General features: G+C 66.9%; 15 protein-coding genes and 1 pseudogene. 15 read left to right on the top strand and 1 reads right to left on the bottom strand.

All coding sequences use genetic code 11. The annotated features are described in order from the left end of the window. Position 1: 1 nt before the first annotated feature. The 4 genes from urtD to ACTZWT_RS12325 all read left to right on the top strand — a co-directional run bounded on the left by urtD (position 2) and on the right by ACTZWT_RS12325 (position 3,544). On the top strand, positions 2 to 757 hold the full coding sequence (urtD, locus tag ACTZWT_RS12340; RefSeq protein WP_444769979.1) for an urea ABC transporter ATP-binding protein UrtD: 756 nt from the start codon (positions 2 to 4) through the stop codon (positions 755 to 757). A 287-nt stretch (positions 758 to 1,044) separates the two neighbouring features. Continuing rightward, positions 1,045 to 1,734 (top strand): urea ABC transporter ATP-binding subunit UrtE, encoded by a 690-nt coding sequence (gene urtE, locus ACTZWT_RS12335; protein WP_444769978.1) that lies wholly within the window; start codon positions 1,045 to 1,047, stop codon positions 1,732 to 1,734. 49 nt (positions 1,735 to 1,783) lie between these two features. Continuing rightward, positions 1,784 to 3,013 carry a formamidase gene (fmdA, locus tag ACTZWT_RS12330; RefSeq protein ID WP_444769977.1) on the top strand — a complete coding sequence of 410 codons (1,230 nt, stop codon included), beginning with the start codon at positions 1,784 to 1,786 and terminating at the stop codon, positions 3,011 to 3,013. A gap of 186 nt (positions 3,014 to 3,199) precedes the next feature. Continuing rightward, positions 3,200 to 3,544, top strand: coding sequence for an FmdB family zinc ribbon protein (locus ACTZWT_RS12325; protein ID WP_444769976.1), 345 nt, complete (start codon positions 3,200 to 3,202; stop codon positions 3,542 to 3,544). Positions 3,545 to 3,652: 108 nt separating this feature from the next. Here ACTZWT_RS12325 and cobS read toward each other — a convergent pair whose 3' ends face one another. After that, positions 3,653 to 4,450 (bottom strand): adenosylcobinamide-GDP ribazoletransferase, encoded by a 798-nt coding sequence (cobS, locus tag ACTZWT_RS12320; protein ID WP_444769975.1) that lies wholly within the window; start codon positions 4,448 to 4,450, stop codon positions 3,653 to 3,655. 464 nt (positions 4,451 to 4,914) lie between these two features. Between cobS and hyfB the strand changes: the two genes are divergently transcribed. The 11 genes and pseudogenes from hyfB to ACTZWT_RS12265 all read left to right on the top strand — a co-directional run. Further along, positions 4,915 to 6,930: a hydrogenase 4 subunit B gene (gene hyfB, locus ACTZWT_RS12315; RefSeq protein ID WP_444769974.1), complete on the top strand. Its 2,016-nt coding sequence runs from the start codon at positions 4,915 to 4,917 to the stop codon at positions 6,928 to 6,930. Further along, positions 6,921 to 7,877, top strand: coding sequence for a respiratory chain complex I subunit 1 family protein (locus ACTZWT_RS12310; RefSeq protein ID WP_444769973.1), 957 nt, complete (start codon positions 6,921 to 6,923; stop codon positions 7,875 to 7,877). Before hyfB ends, ACTZWT_RS12310 begins: the two co-directional genes overlap by 10 nt. A 2-nt stretch (positions 7,878 to 7,879) precedes the next feature. After that, a complete protein-coding gene (locus ACTZWT_RS12305) occupies positions 7,880 to 8,542 on the top strand; it encodes a hydrogenase-4 component E (protein ID WP_011440161.1) in 663 nt (220 codons plus the stop codon). Next, the gene (locus ACTZWT_RS12300; protein ID WP_444769972.1) at positions 8,539 to 9,990 is read left to right on the top strand and encodes a hydrogenase 4 subunit F; all 1,452 of its coding nucleotides are present in this window, start codon (positions 8,539 to 8,541) and stop codon (positions 9,988 to 9,990) included. The genes ACTZWT_RS12305 and ACTZWT_RS12300 overlap by 4 nt, the downstream gene beginning before the upstream one ends. A 15-nt stretch (positions 9,991 to 10,005) precedes the next feature. Beyond that, positions 10,006 to 11,517: a hydrogenase large subunit gene (locus tag ACTZWT_RS12295; RefSeq protein ID WP_444769971.1), complete on the top strand. Its 1,512-nt coding sequence runs from the start codon at positions 10,006 to 10,008 to the stop codon at positions 11,515 to 11,517. A gap of 2 nt (positions 11,518 to 11,519) precedes the next feature. Then, positions 11,520 to 12,053 (top strand): NADH-quinone oxidoreductase subunit B family protein, encoded by a 534-nt coding sequence (locus ACTZWT_RS12290; RefSeq protein WP_444769970.1) that lies wholly within the window; start codon positions 11,520 to 11,522, stop codon positions 12,051 to 12,053. A gap of 188 nt (positions 12,054 to 12,241) precedes the next feature. Next, positions 12,242 to 14,242, top strand: a complete 2,001-nt coding sequence (locus tag ACTZWT_RS12285) for an autotransporter outer membrane beta-barrel domain-containing protein (protein WP_444769969.1) — start codon at positions 12,242 to 12,244, stop codon at positions 14,240 to 14,242. A 279-nt stretch (positions 14,243 to 14,521) separates the two neighbouring features. Next, positions 14,522 to 14,833 carry a hypothetical protein gene (locus ACTZWT_RS12280; RefSeq protein WP_444769968.1) on the top strand — a complete coding sequence of 104 codons (312 nt, stop codon included), beginning with the start codon at positions 14,522 to 14,524 and terminating at the stop codon, positions 14,831 to 14,833. A 240-nt stretch (positions 14,834 to 15,073) separates the two neighbouring features. After that, on the top strand, positions 15,074 to 17,815 hold the full coding sequence (locus ACTZWT_RS12275; protein WP_444769967.1) for a cation-transporting P-type ATPase: 2,742 nt from the start codon (positions 15,074 to 15,076) through the stop codon (positions 17,813 to 17,815). A 72-nt stretch (positions 17,816 to 17,887) separates the two neighbouring features. After that, positions 17,888 to 18,799 carry a universal stress protein gene (locus tag ACTZWT_RS12270; RefSeq protein WP_444769966.1) on the top strand — a complete coding sequence of 304 codons (912 nt, stop codon included), beginning with the start codon at positions 17,888 to 17,890 and terminating at the stop codon, positions 18,797 to 18,799. A 110-nt stretch (positions 18,800 to 18,909) separates the two neighbouring features. Next, a pseudogene (locus ACTZWT_RS12265) lies at positions 18,910 to 19,350 on the top strand (FAD-binding protein); the annotation flags it as partial. Positions 19,351 to 19,407: the final 57 nt, after the last annotated feature.

Here is a 19,407-nt window from a genome sequence, read left to right as displayed (position 1 = left end):
CATGCTGATCGGCCATCAACAACCCGACTTCCTGCTCGCGGTGGAGGGGCTCACGGTGTCGTTCGACGGCTTCAAGGCGGTGAACGACCTGTCGTTCTACGTCGAGGAGAACGAGATCCGGGTGATCATCGGCCCCAACGGCGCCGGCAAGACCACGGTGCTCGACCTGATCTGCGGCAAGACCAAGGCGACGTCCGGCGCGATCCATTTCCGCGGCAAGGACCTCACCAAGATGAAGGAGAACCAGATCGTCCAGGCCGGCGTCGGCCGCAAGTTCCAGACGCCGTCGATCTACGAAGACCTCACGGTGTTCGAGAATCTGGAGATCTCCTATCCGCAGGGCCGCTCGGTGTTCGGCGCGCTGGCGTTCCAGCGCACGCCGGCGGTGCGCGAACGCGTCGAGGAAGTGGCGGAAGCGATCTTCCTCAAGGACAAGCTCGGCCAGAGCGCCGATCTGCTCAGCCACGGCCAGAAGCAATGGCTCGAGATCGGCATGCTGCTGATCCAGGACCCGGACCTCCTGATGCTCGACGAACCGGTCGCCGGCATGAGCGTGTCGGAGCGCGTCAAGACCGCCGAGCTGCTGCACACCATCATCAAGGACCGCTCGGTGCTGGTGATCGAGCACGACATGAAGTTCGTCGAGGACATCGCCCACAAGGTCACCGTGCTGCACCAGGGCCAGATCCTGTCCGAGGGCACGATGGACAAGGTGAAAAACGACCCCAAGGTCATCGAAGTTTATCTGGGGCATTAGGAGGTGGTCATGCGCACCGCCTCTCCCCCGTCATTGCGAGCGAAGCGAAGCAATCCGGCTCGGTGCACTGAGCCTCTGGATTGCTTCGTCGCTTCGCTCCTCGCAATGACGCCTCCTTCTTCACCTCACCCCGCGCGCGGGGAGAGGTCGACGCGCTCTTGCGCGTCGGGTGAGGGGGCGCCTCGCCACGGCCGAGCTTCTGCGACTCGCGGAGGCGCCCCCTCACCCCGACCCTCTCCCCGCCCGCGGGGAGAGGGAGCTCACCGTCACGGCTAGAGGAGATCCCGATGCTCGCTATCAACGATCTGCACGTCGCCTACGGCCAGAGCGAGGTGCTGCACGGGCTCAACATCGACGTCGCGCCGAACGAGATCGTCGCGATCATGGGCCGCAACGGCATGGGCAAGACCACGCTGATGAAATCGCTGATGGGCATCATCCCGCAGCGCTCGGGCTCGATCACGATGGAGGGCGCCGAACTCGGCGGCCTCAAGAGCTACGAGCGCGTCGCCAAGGGCCTCGCTTACGTGCCGCAGGGCCGGATGATCTTCTCGACCATGACGGTGAAGGAGAACATCGAGACCGGCCTCGTCGTCTCCGGTGAAAAGGATGTGCCGGGCGATCTCTACGAGCTGTTTCCGGTGCTGCTCGAGATGAAGAGCCGCCGCGGCGGCAATCTGTCCGGCGGCCAGCAACAGCAGCTCGCGATCGCCCGCGCGCTCGCCACCAGGCCGAAAGTGCTGCTGCTCGACGAGCCGACCGAGGGCATCCAGCCGTCCATCATCAAGGACATGGCCCGGACCCTGAAGCGGATCCGCGACACCAAGGGCCTGTCGATCATCGTCTCCGAGCAGGTGCTGAGCTTCGCGCTCGACGTCGCCGACCGGGTGCTGGTGATCGAGAACGGCGAGATCGTCCGCGACGAGTCGCGCGCCAGCGTCGATGAGGCGCAGGTCGCCAAATATCTGTCCGTCTGAGTCCGTCTATCTATCCAACCAAGTCCACTGGTCGAAAAGGGAGCATCCGATGCCAGAGACATTGATCAAAGTCGACCTCACGCAGTCCGCTTATGACAACGAGATGGTCCACAACCGCTGGCATCCGGACATCCCGATGGCGGCGTGGGTCAATCCCGGCGACGACTTCATCGTCGAGACCTACGACTGGACCGGCGGCTTCATCAAGAACAACGACTCGGCCGACGACGTCCGCGACATCGACCTGTCGATCGTGCATTTCCTGTCGGGTCCGATCGGCGTCAAGGGCGCTGAGCCCGGCGACCTGCTGGTGGTCGATCTGCTCGACGTCGGCCCGATGAAGGAGAGCCTGTGGGGCTTCAACGGCTTCTTCTCCAAGCAGAATGGCGGAGGCTTCCTCACGGATCACTTCCCGCTGGCGCAGAAGTCGATCTGGGACTTCAAGGGCATGTACACCTCGTCGCGCCACATCCCGGGCGTGAACTTCGCCGGCCTGATTCATCCCGGCCTGATCGGCTGTCTGCCCGATCCGAAGCTGCTGGCGACCTGGAACGAGCGCGAGACCGGCCTGATCGCCACCAACCCGACCCGCGTGCCCGGCCTCGCCAACCCGCCGTTCGGCCCGACCGCCCACATGGGCAAGCTCACCGGCGACGCCAAGGCGAAAGCGGGAGCGGAAGGCGCCCGCACCGTGCCGCCGCGCGAGCACGGCGGCAATTGCGACATCAAGGACCTGTCGCGTGGCTCCAAGATCTACTTCCCGGTCTATGTGCCGGGCGGCGGCCTGTCGATGGGCGATCTGCATTTCAGCCAGGGCGACGGCGAGATCACCTTCTGCGGCGCGATCGAGATGGCCGGCTGGCTGCACATCAAGGTCGACATCATCAAGGACGGCGTGTCGAAATACGGCATCAAGAACCCGATCTTCAAGCCGTCGCCGGTGACGCCGAACTACAAGGACTATCTGATCTTCGAAGGCATCTCGGTCGACGAGCAGGGCCAGCAGCACTACCTCGACGTCACCGTGGCGTATCGCCAGGCGTGCCTGAACGCGATCGAGTATCTGAAGAAATTCGGCTACTCCGGCGCCCAGGCCTATTCGATCCTCGGCACCGCGCCGGTGCAGGGCCATATCTCGGGCGTCGTCGACGTGCCGAACGCCTGCGCCACGCTGTGGCTGCCGACCGAGATCTTCGACTTCGACATGATGCCGTCGTCGGCGGGGCCGGTGAAACACATCAAGGGCGACATCCAGATGCCGATCTCGCAGGACAAGTAACGAGAAAGTTCGTCATTGCGAGCGAAGCGAAGCAATCCAGAGCGCCGTGCACTCAGCTGGATTGCTTCGTCGCTTCGCTCCTCGCAATGACGGCGGTGTTCCCTGCGCGAAGGGAGCGGGACGGTGCGGTTCAGCCGCCCCGCTTCCATCGCCGGGACCAAATCGTCAGCGCAAGGGAAAACGACGATGCCAGTCTATGAATACATGTGCGACGCCTGCGGGCCGTTCACCGACATGCGGCCGATGGCCGAGTGCGACGCGCCGCAGCTCTGCCCGAGCTGCGAGGTCTCGTCGCCGCGGGTGATCCTCACCGCGCCGAACTTCTCCTGCATGCCGGCGTCGCAGCGCAATGCGCACGCGACCAACGAGAAGAGCCGCCACGCGCCGATGAGCGTCGGCGAATACAAGGCCAAACACGCGCCAGGCTGCGGCTGCTGCTCCGGCCTGAAAAAACCGGCGCGGCTGCAGACCCGCACCAGGGGCGGCGCCAAGGGCTTCCCCACCGCGCGGCCGTGGATGATCAGCCACTGACTTCCGCGTCATTGCGAGGAGCGAAGCGACGAAGCAATCCAGGGCCCCAGTGCACTGCGCTGGATTGCTTCGCTTCGCTCGCAATGACGATGCGAGGCCGTCGAATACTCAGGCCGCCAGCACCGCGGCCACACCCAGCAGAAACCCGATCTCGAACATCTGCTCGGTGGCGCCGAGCACGTCGCCGGTGTAGCCGCCGAGCAGCCGCTTCGCCCATGAGGCGATCAGCGCGGCCAGCGCCGCGCCGAAACCGAGGCCGGCGATCAGCGCCAGCGGCGACACCAGCAGCAGCGGCAGCGCCGCGAGCGCCACCGTCACCAGCACCAGCATCCATTCGTCCCTGCGCATCGGCTCTTCGGCGTAGCTCACCTTCATGCCGCTGACGTCGCCGGCGTAAGACAGCTTGCGCTTGACGAAGCCCGGCGTCGCGCGCGCGGCGGCGTGGCAGGCGACCAGCGTGGCGAGCGCGGCCCACAGCGGCAGTTGCGCCAGCGCCATGGCGCGCAGCGCTATGTCGAGGCCGAGCGCCAGGCCGCCATAGGTGCCGAGCCTCGAGTCCTTCATGATCTCCAGCCGCTTGGCCACCGACCAGCCGCCGCCGAAACTGTCGAAGGTGTCGGCGAGGCCGTCCTCGTGCATCGCGCCGGTGATAATGACCGAGGCGGCGACCGCCAGCAGCGCGGCGAGCCCGGGGCCGAACAGCGAATTGCCGATCAGCAGCACCAGCGCGGAGATCACGCCGATCCCGACGCCCGTGATCGGAAAGAACGTCATCGCCCGCGTCAGCCAGTCCGGCTCCGGCGCGCGGTCGGAATCCGGCACCGGCAGGATGGTGAGAAAGCGAATCGCGTCGAGCAGTTGCGCGCGCGTGGGCGAGGGCCGCGGGGGCTGAGAATCGGTGGACATGAGGGTCCTTTGCGGGGAGCGCTTTACTGCGCGCCCGGGCGGGCCTCGGTCAACCGCGACCTTGGCCAAGGCCGTCTTCGTTGCGCGCACCGGCGCCGGGCACGGAACTTTGCGCCAGGGCAAATCGGACCCGGGCGGCGCTGGCAGAATCGAGACGCTTCGAAGTGGGGCATAAATGATGTCTGAAGCATCATTTATGCAGAACGAAATTTGAGGATTGATAGACGGACTCCGTTTCGGGTAACTATTGTCCAAACGCAAGGACCGTTTCGATAGCCGCGGCGGTGCCACGCCTCCGCGTGCGAAGTGCTTGTTGCCATCGGGCGGCCTGCGCGGCGACACTGGTGGAATGAGGTCGAACCCGATGCGAGTGGGGCACGATCGCGAATGATGTTTCCGGCGCAGGATCGCACGCAGGCTTTGCGCGCGCGCAACATTGCGCGCGGGGCGCGGGTGCACGGGCGATGACGGAACTCGCGGTGCAGCTCTGGTGCGTGGCGGCGCTGCTGGCGCTCGCGGTCGTCGCCGTTCCGCTGAGCCGCTGGCCCGGCCTCGCCACCCCCGTCATTTACAGCGCGACGCTGATCGCCTGCGCGGTCGCCACCGCCAGCGCGCTCGTCTGGCTGCTGCATGCCGATGCCGCGGTCGAGCGAACGCTGCCGATCGGGCTGCCCTGGCTCGGCGCGCATCTGCGGCTCGATGCGCTGGCGGCGTTCTTCCTCGTCGTGGTCAATCTCGGCGGCACGCTGGCGAGCCTGTATGCGCTAGGCTACGGCCGCCACGAACACGCGCCGCATCGGGTGCTGCCGTTCTATCCGGCGTTTCTCGCCGGCATGAACATGGTGGTGCTCGCCGCCGACGCGTTCTCTTATCTACTGAGCTGGGAATTCATGTCGCTGGCGTCGTGGGCGCTGGTGATGACGCATCATCGCGACGCCGCCAATCGCCGCGCCGGCTATGTCTATCTGCTGATGGCGAGTTTCGGCACGCTGGCGCTGCTGCTCGCCTTCGGCCTGCTCGCGGGCGCCGCCGGAAATTACGATTTCGCCGCGATCCGCGCCGCGCAGCACACGCCGTGGATCGCGACGCTGGTGCTGATCCTGCTGCTGCTCGGCGCCGGCTCCAAGGCCGGGCTGGTGCCGCTGCATGTCTGGCTGCCGCTGGCACATCCGGCGGCGCCGAGCCACGTCTCGGCGCTGATGAGCGGCGTGATGACCAAGGTCGCGGTCTACGGCTTCATCCGCGTGGTGTTCGATCTGCTCGGCACGCCGGACTGGTCCACCTCTGGAATCGTGCTGGCGCTCGGCGGCATTACCGCGGCGCTCGGCATTCTGTATGCGCTGATGGAAAAGGACCTGAAGCGGCTGCTGGCCTATTCGACGATCGAGAATGTCGGCATCATCTTCGTCAGCCTCGGCCTGGCGCTGGCGTTCCAGGCCAATCAGCAGCCGCTGCCGGCGGCGCTGGCCTTCACCGCGGCGCTGTTTCACGTGCTCAACCATTCGCTGTTCAAGAGCCTGTTGTTCTTCGGCGCCGGCGCGGTGCTGAGCGCCACCGGCGAGCGCGACATGGACAGGCTCGGCGGGCTGATCCACCGCATGCCGTTCACCAGCGTGGTGTTCCTGATCGGCGCGATCGCGATCTCGGCGCTGCCGCCGTTCAACGGCTTCGTGTCGGAATGGCTGATCTTCCAGGCGGTGTTGCAGAGCCCGCAACTGCCGCAATGGGGCCTGAAGATACTGGTGCCGGCGGTCGGTGCGCTGATGGCGCTCGCCGCGGCGCTGGCGGCGGCGTGTTTCGTCAAGGCCTATGGCGTCACCTTCCTCGGCCGGCCGCGTGGTGATGCGACACTGGCTGCGAAAGAGGTCGATCGGTTTTCGCTGGCGGCGATGGCGATCCTCGCCGCTCTGTGCCTGCTCGCGGGTGTGCTGCCCGGAATGGTGATGGACGCGCTGGCGCCGATCGCCACCGAGATCCTCGGCAGCCGGCTCGCGCCGCAGAGCGGGATGGCGTGGCTGTCGATCGTCCCGATCGCGCAGAGCCACAGCTCGTATAACGGCCTCTTGGTCGCGGTGTTCATTGCGGTGTCGGCATCGGCGTCGTACGCGGCGATCCGGCTGTTCTCGTCCGGCGCGGTGCGGCGCGGGCCGGCCTGGGGCTGCGGCTTCACCGATCCGGTGCCGCTGGCGCAATATTCAGCCGCCGGCTTCGCGCAGCCGATCCGCCGGGTGTTCGGCACGCTGATCTTCCGCGCCCGCGATCACGTCACCATGCCGCCGCCGGGCGACACAGCGCCGGCGCGGCTGCGGATCGAACTGCACGACCAGATCTGGGAGCGGATCTACGCGCCGCTCGCCGGCGGCGTCATGGCTGCGTCGGTGCGCCTCAACAGGATGCAGCTCCTCACCATCCGCGGCTATCTCAGCCTGGTGTTCGCCACCCTCGTCACGCTGCTGCTGGTGCTCGCGATATGGACCTGATCACCAATATTGTCGTGCAGGGCGTGCAGATGCTGCTGGTGTTCCTGCTGGCGCCGCTGCTCACCGGCTTCATCCGCAAGGTGAAGGCGCGGCTGCAGCGCCGCCGCGGCGCTTCGATGCTGCAGCCCTATCGCGACCTGATCCGGCTGCTGCGCAAGGAGGTCGTGCTCGCCGACAACGCCTCCTGGCTGTTCCGCGCCGTGCCTTATGTCACCTTCGCGGCGATCTGGGTCGCCGCCGCCTTGGTGCCGACCTTCGCCACCGGCCTGTTGTTCAACTGGACGGCGGATCTGATCGTCATCGTCGCGTTGCTCGGCACCGCGCGGTTCTTCCTCGCGCTCGCGGGCATGGATGTCGGCACCTCGTTCGGCGGCATCGGCTCGTCGCGCGAGGTGATGATCGCCGCATTGGCCGAGCCGGCGATGCTGATGATCGTGTTCTGCGTCGCATTGGTGGCCGGCTCGACGCACCTGTCGACCGTCGCCAACTACATCGCCTCGACCGCAGTCGGCCTGCGCGTCTCGCTCGGGCTGGCGATGATCGCGCTGGTGATGGTGGCGCTCGCCGAGAATGCCCGCATTCCGATCGACAACCCCTCGACCCACCTCGAACTCACCATGGTGCACGAGGCGATGATCCTGGAATATTCCGGCCGGCATCTGGCGCTGATCGAGTACGGCGCGCAGCTCAAGCTGCTGCTCTATGTCTCGCTGATCGTCTGCCTGTTCTATCCCTGGGGCATCGGCGTGTTCGGCGCCGGCCCCGTCGCTTATCTCGCCGGCGCGGCGCTGTATCTGTTCAAGATCACCGTCGCGGGATTCCTGCTGGCGGCGTTCGAGACCGCGACCGCCAAGATGCGGGTGTTCCGGGTGCCGCAGTTCCTCGGCGCGGCGCTGATGCTCGGCCTGCTCGGCACCCTCCTGCTGTTCGTCTCGAAGGGGCTGTAGCGATGCACGGGCTCGCCTTCGACATTTCGCATTCGCTGGCCGGCGGCCTGGTGCTGGTGTCGTTCATGATGCTGTATCAGGACCGGCTGACCTCGCTGCTCAACGTGTTCGCGCTGCATGCGATCATGCTGTCGCTGGCGGTGGGATGGCAGGCGCTGATCCAGGACGCGCCGCATCTCTACGTCACCGCGCTGATCGCGCTGCTGTTCAAGGCGATCATCATTCCGGTGGCGCTGCGCCGGATCGTCTACAAGCTCGGCATCCACCGCGACATCGAGACCGTGGTCGGGATCGGCCCGACCATGCTGGCCGGCATGGGGCTGGTGGCGCTGTCGCTGGCGCTGATGCTGCGCGTCACCGCCGACGCCGACGCGCTGGCGCGCGAGGACCTCGCCTTCGCGCTGTCGGTGGTGCTGCTGGGGCTGCTCTTCATGGTGACGCGGCGCAACGCGGTCAGCCAGGTGATCGGCTTCATGTCGCTGGAGAACGGGCTGATCCTCGCCGCCGCCGGCGCCAAGGGCATGCCGCTGGTGGTCGAGATCAGCGTCGCGTTCTCGGTGCTGATCGCGTTCATCGTGATCGGCATCGTGCTGTTCCGGATCCGCGAACGGTTCGACTCGGTCGACGTGGCGCAGCTCGACGTCTCGCGCGGAGAGCAGCGATGAATTTGTCCGGCCTCGATCCGGTGGTGGGGGTGCTGCTGATCCCGGTCTGCGCCGCCATCGTGCTGGCGCTGCTGCCGGGCTACAAATTGACCGCGCGGCTCAACGTCGTCGCGAGTCTGGGGAGCTTTCTCTGCGCGGCCTCGCTGCTGGTGCTGCCGCGGCCGGCGCCGGGACCGTACATCCTGGTCGACGATCTCAACATCGTCTTCATCGTGCTCAACACCTTCGTCGGTTTCACCACCAGCGTCTTCAGCGCGAGCTACATCGCCCACGAACTCGAGACCGGCAAGCTGACGCCGACCTATCTGCGGTTCTACCACGCGATGTACCAGATCATGATGTTCGGCATGAATCTGGCGTTCGTGTCGAACAATATCGGCCTGATGTGGGTGGCGGTGGAACTGGCGACGCTGACCACGGTGCTGATGGTCGGGATCTATCGCACGCCGGCGGCGCTGGAAGCGGCGTGGAAATACTTCATCCTCGGCAGCGTCGGCATCGCGCTGGCGCTGTTCGGCACCATCCTCGTGTACATGGCGGCGCGTCCGGTGGTCGGCGAGGGTCAGGACGGCATGATCTGGACCGTGCTGGTGGCGCGCGCCGCCGGCTTCGACGCGCCGCTGCTGAACGTCGCCTTCGTGTTCCTGTTCCTCGGCTACGGCACCAAGGTCGGCCTCGCGCCGCTGCACGCCTGGCTGCCGGACGCCCACGCCGAAGGCCCGACGCCGATCTCGGCGGTGCTGTCGGGCCTGTTGCTCAACGTGGCGCTGTATGCGCTGCTGCGTTTCAAGATGCTGCTCGCCGCCAATGGCGAGGCGATGCCGCCCGGCGTGCTGATGATCGTGATGGGGCTGGCGTCGCTGCTGTTCGCCGCCTTCATGCTGTATCGGCGGCGCGACATCAAACGGCTGTTCGCCTATTCGTCGATCGAGCACATGGGCATCATCGTGTTCGCCTTCGGCATGGGCGGACCGCTGGCGAATTTCGCCGGACTGCTGCACATGGTGATGCACAGCCTGACCAAATCGGCGATCTTCTTCGCGGTCGGCCACATCACTCAAGTCAAGGGCACGCAGTCGCTGGCGAAGATCCGCGGCATCACCGAGACCCACCCGGTGCTCGGCTGGGGCCTCGTCGTCGGCGTGGCGGCGATCGCCGGGCTGCCGCCGCTCGGCATCTTCATGAGCGAATTCCTGCTGGTGACCTCGACCTTCGCGCGCTCGCCGTGGCTGGCGCTGCTGCTGGTGTTCGGCCTGCTGGTGGCGTTCGGCGCGCTGATGCTGCGGCTCACGGGCATCGCCTTCGGCCGGCCGCGCGGCAGCCGCCAGCCGGTGCAGGCGTCCTACGTGCCGATGTTCGCGCATCTGGCGCTGGTGCTGATCGCCGGCGTGTATCTGCCGGCGCCGGTGGTCGTGTGGTTCCAGCATGTCGCCAAGCTGCTGGGCTAGGGAGCAACAGATCCGATGCCGTCGCTGATTGATCTCAACCTCGAAGGCCTGCAGGTGGCGCGGCACCGGCCGTGGACCCGCACGGTGGTCGATCGCGCGGTGTGGAGCTTCGCGACGAGGATGCTGAGCGAGCAGCAATGGCAGTTGCTGTCGCTGTGGGGCGAGCCTTCGGGCGTGCACATGGCGCTGTTCGATCCGCGCACCGCGGAGATCGGAATCGTCAGCCTCGACTGTCCGCACGGCACGTTTCCCTCGGTCGCCGCCAGGCATCTGCCGGCGCTGCGGCTCGAGCGCACCATCACCGATCTGTTCGGCCTGACGCCCGAAGGCGCGATCGACGATCGCCCCTGGCTCGATCACGGCCAATGGGGCGTGCACGCGCCGCTCGGCGCGCGCGTCGAAGTGGAGACGCCGCCGCCGCCCTATCGCTTCCTGCCGGTGCATGGCGACGGCACCCATCAGGTCGCGGTCGGCCCGGTGCATGCCGGCATCATCGAGCCGGGGCATTTCCGCTTCACCGTCAGCGGCGAGACCGTGGTGCGGCTGGAGCAGCGGCTGGGCTACGTCCATAAGGGCATCGACGGGCTGATCGCCGGCGCGGATTTGCCGCGTGCCGCGCAGCTCGCCGGCCGCGTCTCCGGCGATTCGACGGTCGCCTATGCGCTGGCATTTTCGCGCGCGGTCGAGACCGCGGCGGAGATCGCGGTGCCGGCGCGCGCGGTGTGGCTGCGGGCGCTGTGCGCCGAGCTGGAGCGCCTCGCCAATCATCTCGGCGACATCGGCGCGGTCTGCAACGACGCGGCGTTCGCAATCATGCTGGCGCAATTCGGCGTGCTGCGCGAAAACATGCTGCGCGCCGCCGACACCGCGTTCGGCCATCGCCTGATGCGCGACGTAGTGACGCCCGGCGGGGTGGCGCGCGATCTCGACGACGCCGGCAAGGCCGCGATCCGCGCCGCGCTGGCCGCCGTGCGCAGCAAGCTGCCGGCGCTGATCGAGCTGTACGACAGCACGGCCTCATTGCAGGACCGCACCGTGTCGACTGGCATCCTCAAACCCGCGCTCGCCGATCAATACGCCGCCGGTGGCTTCGTCGGCCGCGCCTCCGGCCGCGGCTTCGATGCGCGGCGCACGCCGGCTTACGCGCCCTATGACGAGTTGCGCTTCGACGTCCCGGTGCTGACCGAGGGCGATGTCGACGCGCGGGTCTGGATCCGGATTCGCGAAGTCGAGCAGAGCCTGTCGCTGGTCGACCAGATCCTCGACCGGCTGCCGCGCGGCGAGATCCGGGTCGCGCCGAATCTGCCGGAGGAGGTCTGCGAAGGGCTGGCGCTGGTCGAAGGGTTTCGCGGCGATATCCTCGTCTGGCTGCGGCTGCACAACGGTGTCGTCGAGCGCTGCCATCTGCGCGACCCGTCGTGGTTTCAATGGCCGCTGCTGGAAGCCGTGATCGAAGGCAACATCGTCGCCGACTTCCCGCTGTGCAACAAATCGTTCAACTGCTCCTATTCCGGCGTGGATCTGTAGCGATGCGCAAGCTGCTGTTCGAGAGCCTGTTCGCCAGACCGCTGACCGAACCCGCCCCGGCGCCGGGCGAGGCCGGCATCGCCGAACTCGCGGCGCTGGTCGAGGCCACCGCGCGGCGCGCGCTCGGCCGCAGCCTCGCGATCCGCGAGGTCGACGCCGGCTCGTGCAACGGCTGCGAACTGGAAATCCACGCGCTGAGCAACGCGTATTACGACGTCGAACGCTTCGGCCTGCGATTCGTCGCTTCGCCGCGCCACGCCGATGTGCTGATGGTCACCGGGCCGGTGACGCACAACATGCGCGGGGCGCTGCGGCTCACTTACGACGCGGTGCCCGGACCGAAATGGGTGGTCGCGGTCGGCGATTGCGCGCAAGACGGCGGCTGCTTCGCCGGCAGCTACGCGGTCGCCGGCGGCGTTTCCGCGGTGATCCCGGTCGATCTGCACATCCCCGGCTGTCCGCCGAAGCCGGTGGAGATCCTGCGCGGTCTGCTGGCGCTTCTCGATCGCGCTGCCACGCGCGAGTCGTCTCGTTGATATAGGCGAGTACCGCGAGACTGCGATTGTCGTCGCGATGTCATCCGCGATAAGACGAATGACCCGTGCGTTTCGTATTTCTATCAGTTGCTGCCGCCCCTGGTCCGCCGCACCGATGATGATCGGCGGGCAAGGGGTGATTCGCGATGTTCGGTATTTCAGGCGACGGCGCGCGGAGTCGCGCACCGATGTTGTTCTCACGTGCCCGTCGGGCGATCTTCTCGATCGCCGTGATAGCGGCCGCTTCCGGCATCATGCCGACTCCGGCGCAGGCGCAGTTCACAAGGTTGTTCGGCTTCGGTGACAGCTACGCGGATACCGGTTCGGCGCCCGGCGGCGCATACCGGCTGATCGGCGCGAACGGGACCGGCACGGTCAGCATCCCGTATTTTCCGTTCACGCTGACTCCATCCGACTTCTGGCCGTGTCCCAGCCCGACTTACACGAGTTGCCGTTTTACCGGCAGCACCAATTTTGTCGACTCACTGCAGTCGATCTACGGGCTGTCGGGGCTGACGAACTACTCGATCGGCGGTGCGCGGACCGACAATACCAACACCATGCCGTTTTTATCCAGCAGCTACGGATTGCCTTACGAGTTGCAGCAATTCGTCGCCAGCGGGACCCGTTTCACCGACAGTGACCTGATCGCGCTGTCGATCGGCGGCAACGACCTGTCCGGCATCAACGTCTCGGGTGCGGCCGACGTCAATGCGGTGATTTCGACCAGCGCGACCGTCTCCGCCGTCAACGCCGTCGCAGGCGTGCAGCAGTTGGTCGCCGCCGGTGCGCGCAATATCGCTTGGCTCGGCACCGGAAGTTCGAAGTGGTTTCCGGAGGCGACGCTCGGCAAGGACGGAACCAATCCCTACAATTTCAGCGCCCCGCAGCGTGACCTCTGGGCCGACACCTATTACTTGCAGACCCAGCAATTGCTGGCGCCGCTCGCGCAGGCCGGCGTGCGCATCTTCCTGCTCAATTTCGGCATCCTGCAGCAGCGCGTCGCCGAGAATCCGGCGATGTACGGGTTCGCCGGCATTCCCGCGGGCTTCACCGGTTGCGAGGCGGGGCCCGGCACCGGATCGACACCGGGGACAGTCGCGGTGAATGTCGCAGGCTGCTTCTATGAGAATTCGGTGCATCCGACCGGCGCCGCGATGGCGCTGATCGCCAGCTACATGGCCAACCAGATCGATGCGCCGAGCACAGTGACGCCGCAGGCCGGCGTCGCGACCGGCCTGCTCGGCGGTTTCTCGAATTCGGTGTTCGATCGCCTCGAGGCCGGCCGACGCTTCCAGCCCTCCGGCGTCCATGCAGCGATGGCGGCGATCCCCGGTAAGGCGCTTGCGCCGCCGGCCCCGGTGGATCGCTGGTCGGTCTACGGCGCGGCCAGCTACGCCGGCGGCAGCCGCGACCGGCAATTCTACGCCACCGGCTACGATTACGATGCGGCGGGCGGCTATCTCGGGCTGGAATATCGGCTCGATGCCAATTGGCGCGTCGGCGGCGTATTCGGCTATTCGCAGCCGGACGTGAAGCTCGCGGTGCAGGATGCGCGGAATCGCATCGATGCGTTCCAGTTCGCGGGCTACGGCTCCTACACGGATGCGCATTGGTTCGCCGACGGGTTGGTCGCTTATGGCCGCCAGAATTTCGCGCTGGAACGCCGCGGCATCATCGACATCATCCGCGCCAGCACCAAGGCCGACGTGGTCACGGTCGCCGCCCGCGGCGGCTATCTGTTCGACGCCGGTCGGCTGCGCGTCGGGCCGATCGCGGGGCTGAACTACACCAACGCCACGATCCGGGGCTACACCGAGACCGGCGACGTCCTGCTCGCCATGATGGTGGACCGGCAGACGCTGGACACGCTCACCGGCGATGCGGGCGTGCAGCTCCGCTATCCCTTGCAACTCGGCGACGGCAGCTACACGCCGTTCCTCAATCTGACCGCCGCGCATGATTTCCTGCGCTCCGGCCACACCGTCACCACCACGCTGGTGTCGGCGCCGCTGCTGCCGATTCTGACGCCGGTGTCGGCTGATGGCGGCACCTATGGCAGGGTCGCTGGCGGCATTTCGGCGCTGGTGGCAAGCAATGTCGCCGCCACCCTGACGGGCACCACCAGCTTCGCCCGCCGAGGCGGCAACGACGCCGGCGTCACCGGAGGTGTCAGGCTCGCATTCTAGCGAGGCTGGCGCGACGACCACGCGACGCGGAGGTTTCGATCGAAATGTTCCGATCACTCGTGCGGGCGCGGCGTGGTGATCGACGATGATGTGAAATCCATCGCTTGTTGCGACGAGCGGCCGCAGTTGCCGGCCTACCCGCATTGAGCGAGATCAAGGTTAGACGATAGGCGTACGGCCTAGCTTCAGTCGGTCTTGTCGGGCCCTGTAAAAAGCGAATGATGTCGGGAGACGATGCGATCTGATCGAAACGGCGAGTTCCGGATAGTTCCTGCTGCATTGCGCCTCTGGCTCAAGGCGGCGATCTGTCTGTTTGCGCTCGCCGTGATCATCGTCGCCACCGTGCCCGTCGCATCGGCGCATGACGCGCCGCGCGACCAGTTCGAATTCGTCAAGACGCCGCCGCCCGGTCCGGCGCCGACCCTCAGCGACGATCCCGAGGTGTTCGCCCCGGAAGCGAGCGCCCATCTGCTCACGCCCGTGCCATTGCGGCGCGCCGCATGTGAGTCGATCCGGCTGCAGCTGCCGCTCGCCGAGGTGATGCTCGATCGCAGCGAGCGTCCGCCGCTGCGTCCCCCAATCGCGTCGTAGAGTCCGCCGCGATTTCCCTTCGCCGCCGTTAGCACGCCGATAGCCGCGCCGTTTCCCGACGGTGTGGCGCGCGCCCCGTCGTGGATGCGCCGTGCCGGATGCGCCGGGATTCCGGCCTCGCCTCAACTCCGTCACGCCGCGCGTCCGATCCCGGATCGGCGGGGCGATGCCGTCGCGCAGACGCCGGCTTCGCCCGCTTCGCGGCCCGCAAATGTCAAACCCAACGCCTCGAGACAACGCATGAGCATGCCGATGGAAGCCACGATCAAGGGCCCGAACGACCAGGCGTCGGAGGAGATGTGGCACGCGGTCGATGCCGAGCGGGTTCTCGCGAGTCTGTCGACCGAACGCGGCGGCCTGAGCAGCGCCGAGGCGGCGAAGCGTTTGGCAACCTATGGGCCGAATGCGCTTCCCGAAGCGTCCCGGCGGAATCCGCTGTTGCGCTTTCTCGCGCAGTTCAACAACACCCTGATCTACTTCCTGCTGGCTGCGGCGGTCGCAGCCGCCGTGCTGGGCCATCATATCGATGCCGCGGTGATCGTGGCCGTGGTGACCATCAATGCGATCGTCGGCTTCATTCAGGAAGACAAGGCCGAGAAGGCGCTGAGCGCGATCCGCAAGATGATCTCGCCGCGCGCCCATGCCTGGCGCGACGGCCACCGCATCAGCATCCCCGCCGCCGATCTGGTGCCCGGCGATGTGGTGATGATCGAGGCCGGCGATCGCGTTCCCGCCGATCTGCGGCTCACCCGCGCCCGCGGTCTTCTGATCGACGAGGCGATGCTGACCGGGGAGTCGGTCGCCTCCGAAAAGCACGACCAGCCCACCGCGGTGGATGCGCCGCTCGGTGATCGGCTGTGCATGGCGTTTTCCGGGACGCTGGTGTCGGCCGGCCAGGGCTTCGGCGTCGTCGTCGCAACCGGCGAACGCACCGAGATCGGTCGCATCAGCACGCTGATCCAGGGCGTCGAACAACTCACCACGCCGCTGCTCGGGCAGATCAACCGGTTCGGCGAACGCTTCACCTGGGTGGCGATCTCGGCGGCCGCCGCGATCTTCGCGTTCGCCACGCTGGTGCGCGGCTACGAATGGTCGGATGCGCTGATCGTGGTGGTGGCGATGGCGGTCGGCGTCGTGCCGGAAGGCCTGCCCGCGGTGATCACCATCACGCTGGCGATCGGCGTGCAGCGCATGGCCAGGCGCAACGCCATCATCCGCAGCCTTCCTGCGGTCGAGACGCTCGGCGCCACCTCGGTGATCTGCTCCGACAAGACCGGCACGCTGACCCGCAACGAGATGACCGCACGGCGCATCGTCACGGCCGATCAAACCATTCTGGTCAGCGGCTCGGGCTACATCCCGCAGGGCGAACTGACGGTCGACGGCAGCGAGGATGCCGGGGCGGACGCATCGGCGATGCAACTGATCCGCTCGGCACTGCTTTGCAACGACGCGCAGTTGCGGCTGGTCAAGGGGCACTACGTCGTCGACGGCGACCCGATGGAGGGCGCGCTGGTCGCGCTCGCCATCAAGGCCGGCCTCGACCCGGCCGGGGAACGCTCGGCATGGACGCGCTCGGACGAGATTCCGTTCGACGCCCAGCATCGCTTCATGGCGACGCGCCATGCCGCCGCCACCGGCGGCCAGGTGATCTTCGTCAAGGGCGCGCCCGAACGGCTGCTGGCGATGTGCCAGACGCAACTGGGCCGCGACGGCCCGCGGCCGCTCGATCCGGCATTCTGGACCGAACAGATTTCGCGGGCGGCGGCGGAGGGCGAGCGGGTGCTCGGCTTTGCGGTGCGATCGCCGGCGCGTCCCAGCGATCAACTCGCTTTCGGCGATCTCGACGACGGCCTCGCTTTCATGGGGCTGGTCGGTTTCATCGATCCGCCGCGCGCCGAGGTGATCCAGGCGATCGCCGAATGCCGTTCGGCGGGCATCGTGGTCAAGATGATCACCGGCGACCACGCCGCCACCGCCGACGCGATCGCGCGGCAATTGAAGCTGACCGACAGCCCCGACGTCGTCAGCGGCGCCGATCTCGATCGCACCCCCGATGCAGCCTTCACCGGCATCGCCACGCATACCGACGTGTTCGCGCGCACCAATCCGGAGCACAAGCTGCGCATCGTCCGCGCGCTGCAATCGACCGGCGCCGTGGTGGCGATGACCGGCGACGGCGTCAACGATGCGCCGGCGCTGAAGCAGGCCGATGTCGGCATCGCGATGGGCCACAAGGGCACCGAGACCGCCAAGGAAGCCTCCGAGGTCGTGCTGCTTGACGACAATTTCGTCTCGATCGTGGCGGCGGTGCAGGAAGGCCGCACCGTCTACGACAACATCCGCAAGGTGATCGCCTGGACGATCCCGACCAATGGCGGCGAGGTGCTCGCCGTCATCCTCGCCATTCTGTTCGGCTTCACCCTGCCGATGACGCCGGTGCAGATCCTGTGGATCAATCTGATCCTCACCGTCACGCTCGGCCTGGTGCTGGCGTTCGAGCCGCCGGAGCCCGGGGTGATGAAGCGGCCGCCGCGGCCGGCGCACGAGCCGCTGCTGTCGCCGTTCCTGGTCTGGCGCATCGTCTTCGTGTCGGTGCTGTTCACCGCCGGCACGCTGGGGATCTTCTTCTTCGCGCTGGGGAAGGGGCTGCCGCTGGAGACGGCGCGGACGATGGTGGTCAACGCGCTGGTGGTGTTCGAGATCTTCTATCTGTTCAACGTCCGCTATCTGCACGTGTCCTCGTTCTCGTTCCGCGGCGCGCTCGGCACCCCGGCGGTGCTGCTGGCGCTGATCGTGGTGATCGCGGCGCAGCTCGCCTTCACCTACGCCCCGGTGATGCACACGCTGTTCGAGACCACGCCGGTGTCGCTGGTCGACGGCCTGGTCATCGTCGGCGCCGGCGTCGTGATGATGGCCGTGCTCGAAACGGAGAAGCTGCTGATGCGCCGCATCGGCGCGCTGCGAAGTTTCGAGCCGTAGCGAAAGCGCGAGGCGCGGCGGCTTTTCTGGCTGCCGCGCCTTGCGGATACAGCCGCGTCAACGCCTACAAGCATGCAGAGGGTGATCATGGATCAGATGCCGCGTCAGTCAACGAAATCCGGTTTGCAACTGGTCGTCGTCGCCACGGACTTCTCGGCGCGTTCGGACCGTGCCGTGCGTCGCGCCGCCCTGATCGCCAGAGATGCGGGCGCGCGCCTCGTGCTGGCCCATGTCGTCGACGACGACCAGCCGGAACACATCGTAGCCGCGGAATGCGACCTTGCCGAAAACGCACTCGCCGATGCGATCCGGGAGCACGCTTATCTCGCCGATCTGAGCTGCAGTTCGCTGGTGATGCGCGGCACGCCGTTCGACGGCATCGTCAGGGCCGCGCAGCAGCATGGCGCGGATCTGTGCGTGATCGGCAGCCATCGTCGGGCATTTCTGAAGGATATTTTCGTCGGCACCACCGCCGAACGGGTGATCCGAAACAGTTCGATCCCGGTGCTGATGGCAAATATCGATCCGGCGCTGCGCTACAGGTCGGGTCTGGCGCCGGTCGAATTGTCGGACTGTTCGGGTCGCGCTCTCAACGTCGCCCGCAGCCTCGGCCTGTTGCCCCGCACGCGCGTCTCGATCCTGCACGTCTACGACGCCGCGGCGGCCGGGATGCTGAGCTATGCGCGCGTCCACAAAGGGAATGTCGACGACTATCTCGCCGAATCGCGCGTCGAAGCGGTGCGGGATCTGGTGCGATTCCTGGAGCCGCTCGATCTCGGTGACATCGACTACACCACGGTGGTCAAGGAGGGTACTGCCCCCTCGACGATCGTCGATGTCGCGACCGAGATGCGGCCCGATCTCGTGGTGATCGGCACCCACGGCCGGCAGGGCGCGATCAGGATGCTGCTCGGCAGCGTCACCGAAGAGGTGCTGCGGCGGCTGCGCCAGGATATTATGGTCGTCCCGGTGCGTGACGCGTAGCGAACTGCGCTGCAGCACGCGACGCGCTTGCCGGCGCCGCCGTCCCGCTTCAGACTGAGCGTCGCAATCGGCGCGCCAGCAATCGTCGCCGAACCGAACGGGAGGGCACGATGGGCAGCGCGCGGCTGAAGCATTACGGCTGGGGACGGGAAGGCGAGGGCATGAGCGCGGCCGAGCAGGCCTTCGTGCTCGGCCGCTATCGGCAGAAATTCGGTCAGGACAGCTTCGACACCATCGCGGTGCCGAAGCTCGACGAGCTGAAGCTGCGGGAGCCGCGGATCGTGCCGCCGCGCGCGCTCGCGGAGATCTGTTCGATCGACGTCTACAATCGCGCCGCTCATGCCTACGGCAAGTCCTATCCCGACTACGTCCGCGGCATGGTCGGCGACTACGAGGCCGCCCCCGATATCGTCGCCTATCCGCGCAACGAGGCCGAGATCGCCGCGGTGATGGACTGGGCCGGGGGTGCCGGCGCGGCGCTGACGCCGTTCGGCGGCGGCTCCTCGGTGTGCGGCGGCGTCGAATGCCACGTCGACGGCGGTCGCTACAAGGCCGCGGTGTCGCTCGACATGCGCCATCTCGGCCGGGTGATCGAAGTCGACGCCACC

It is taken from the genome of Rhodopseudomonas sp. NSM, assembly GCF_052445935.1.
In the GTDB taxonomy this organism is placed as follows: domain Bacteria; phylum Pseudomonadota; class Alphaproteobacteria; order Rhizobiales; family Xanthobacteraceae; genus Rhodopseudomonas.
Note: the sequence above shows the minus strand (reverse complement) of the source record. Positions and strands in the feature narration are given on the sequence as shown.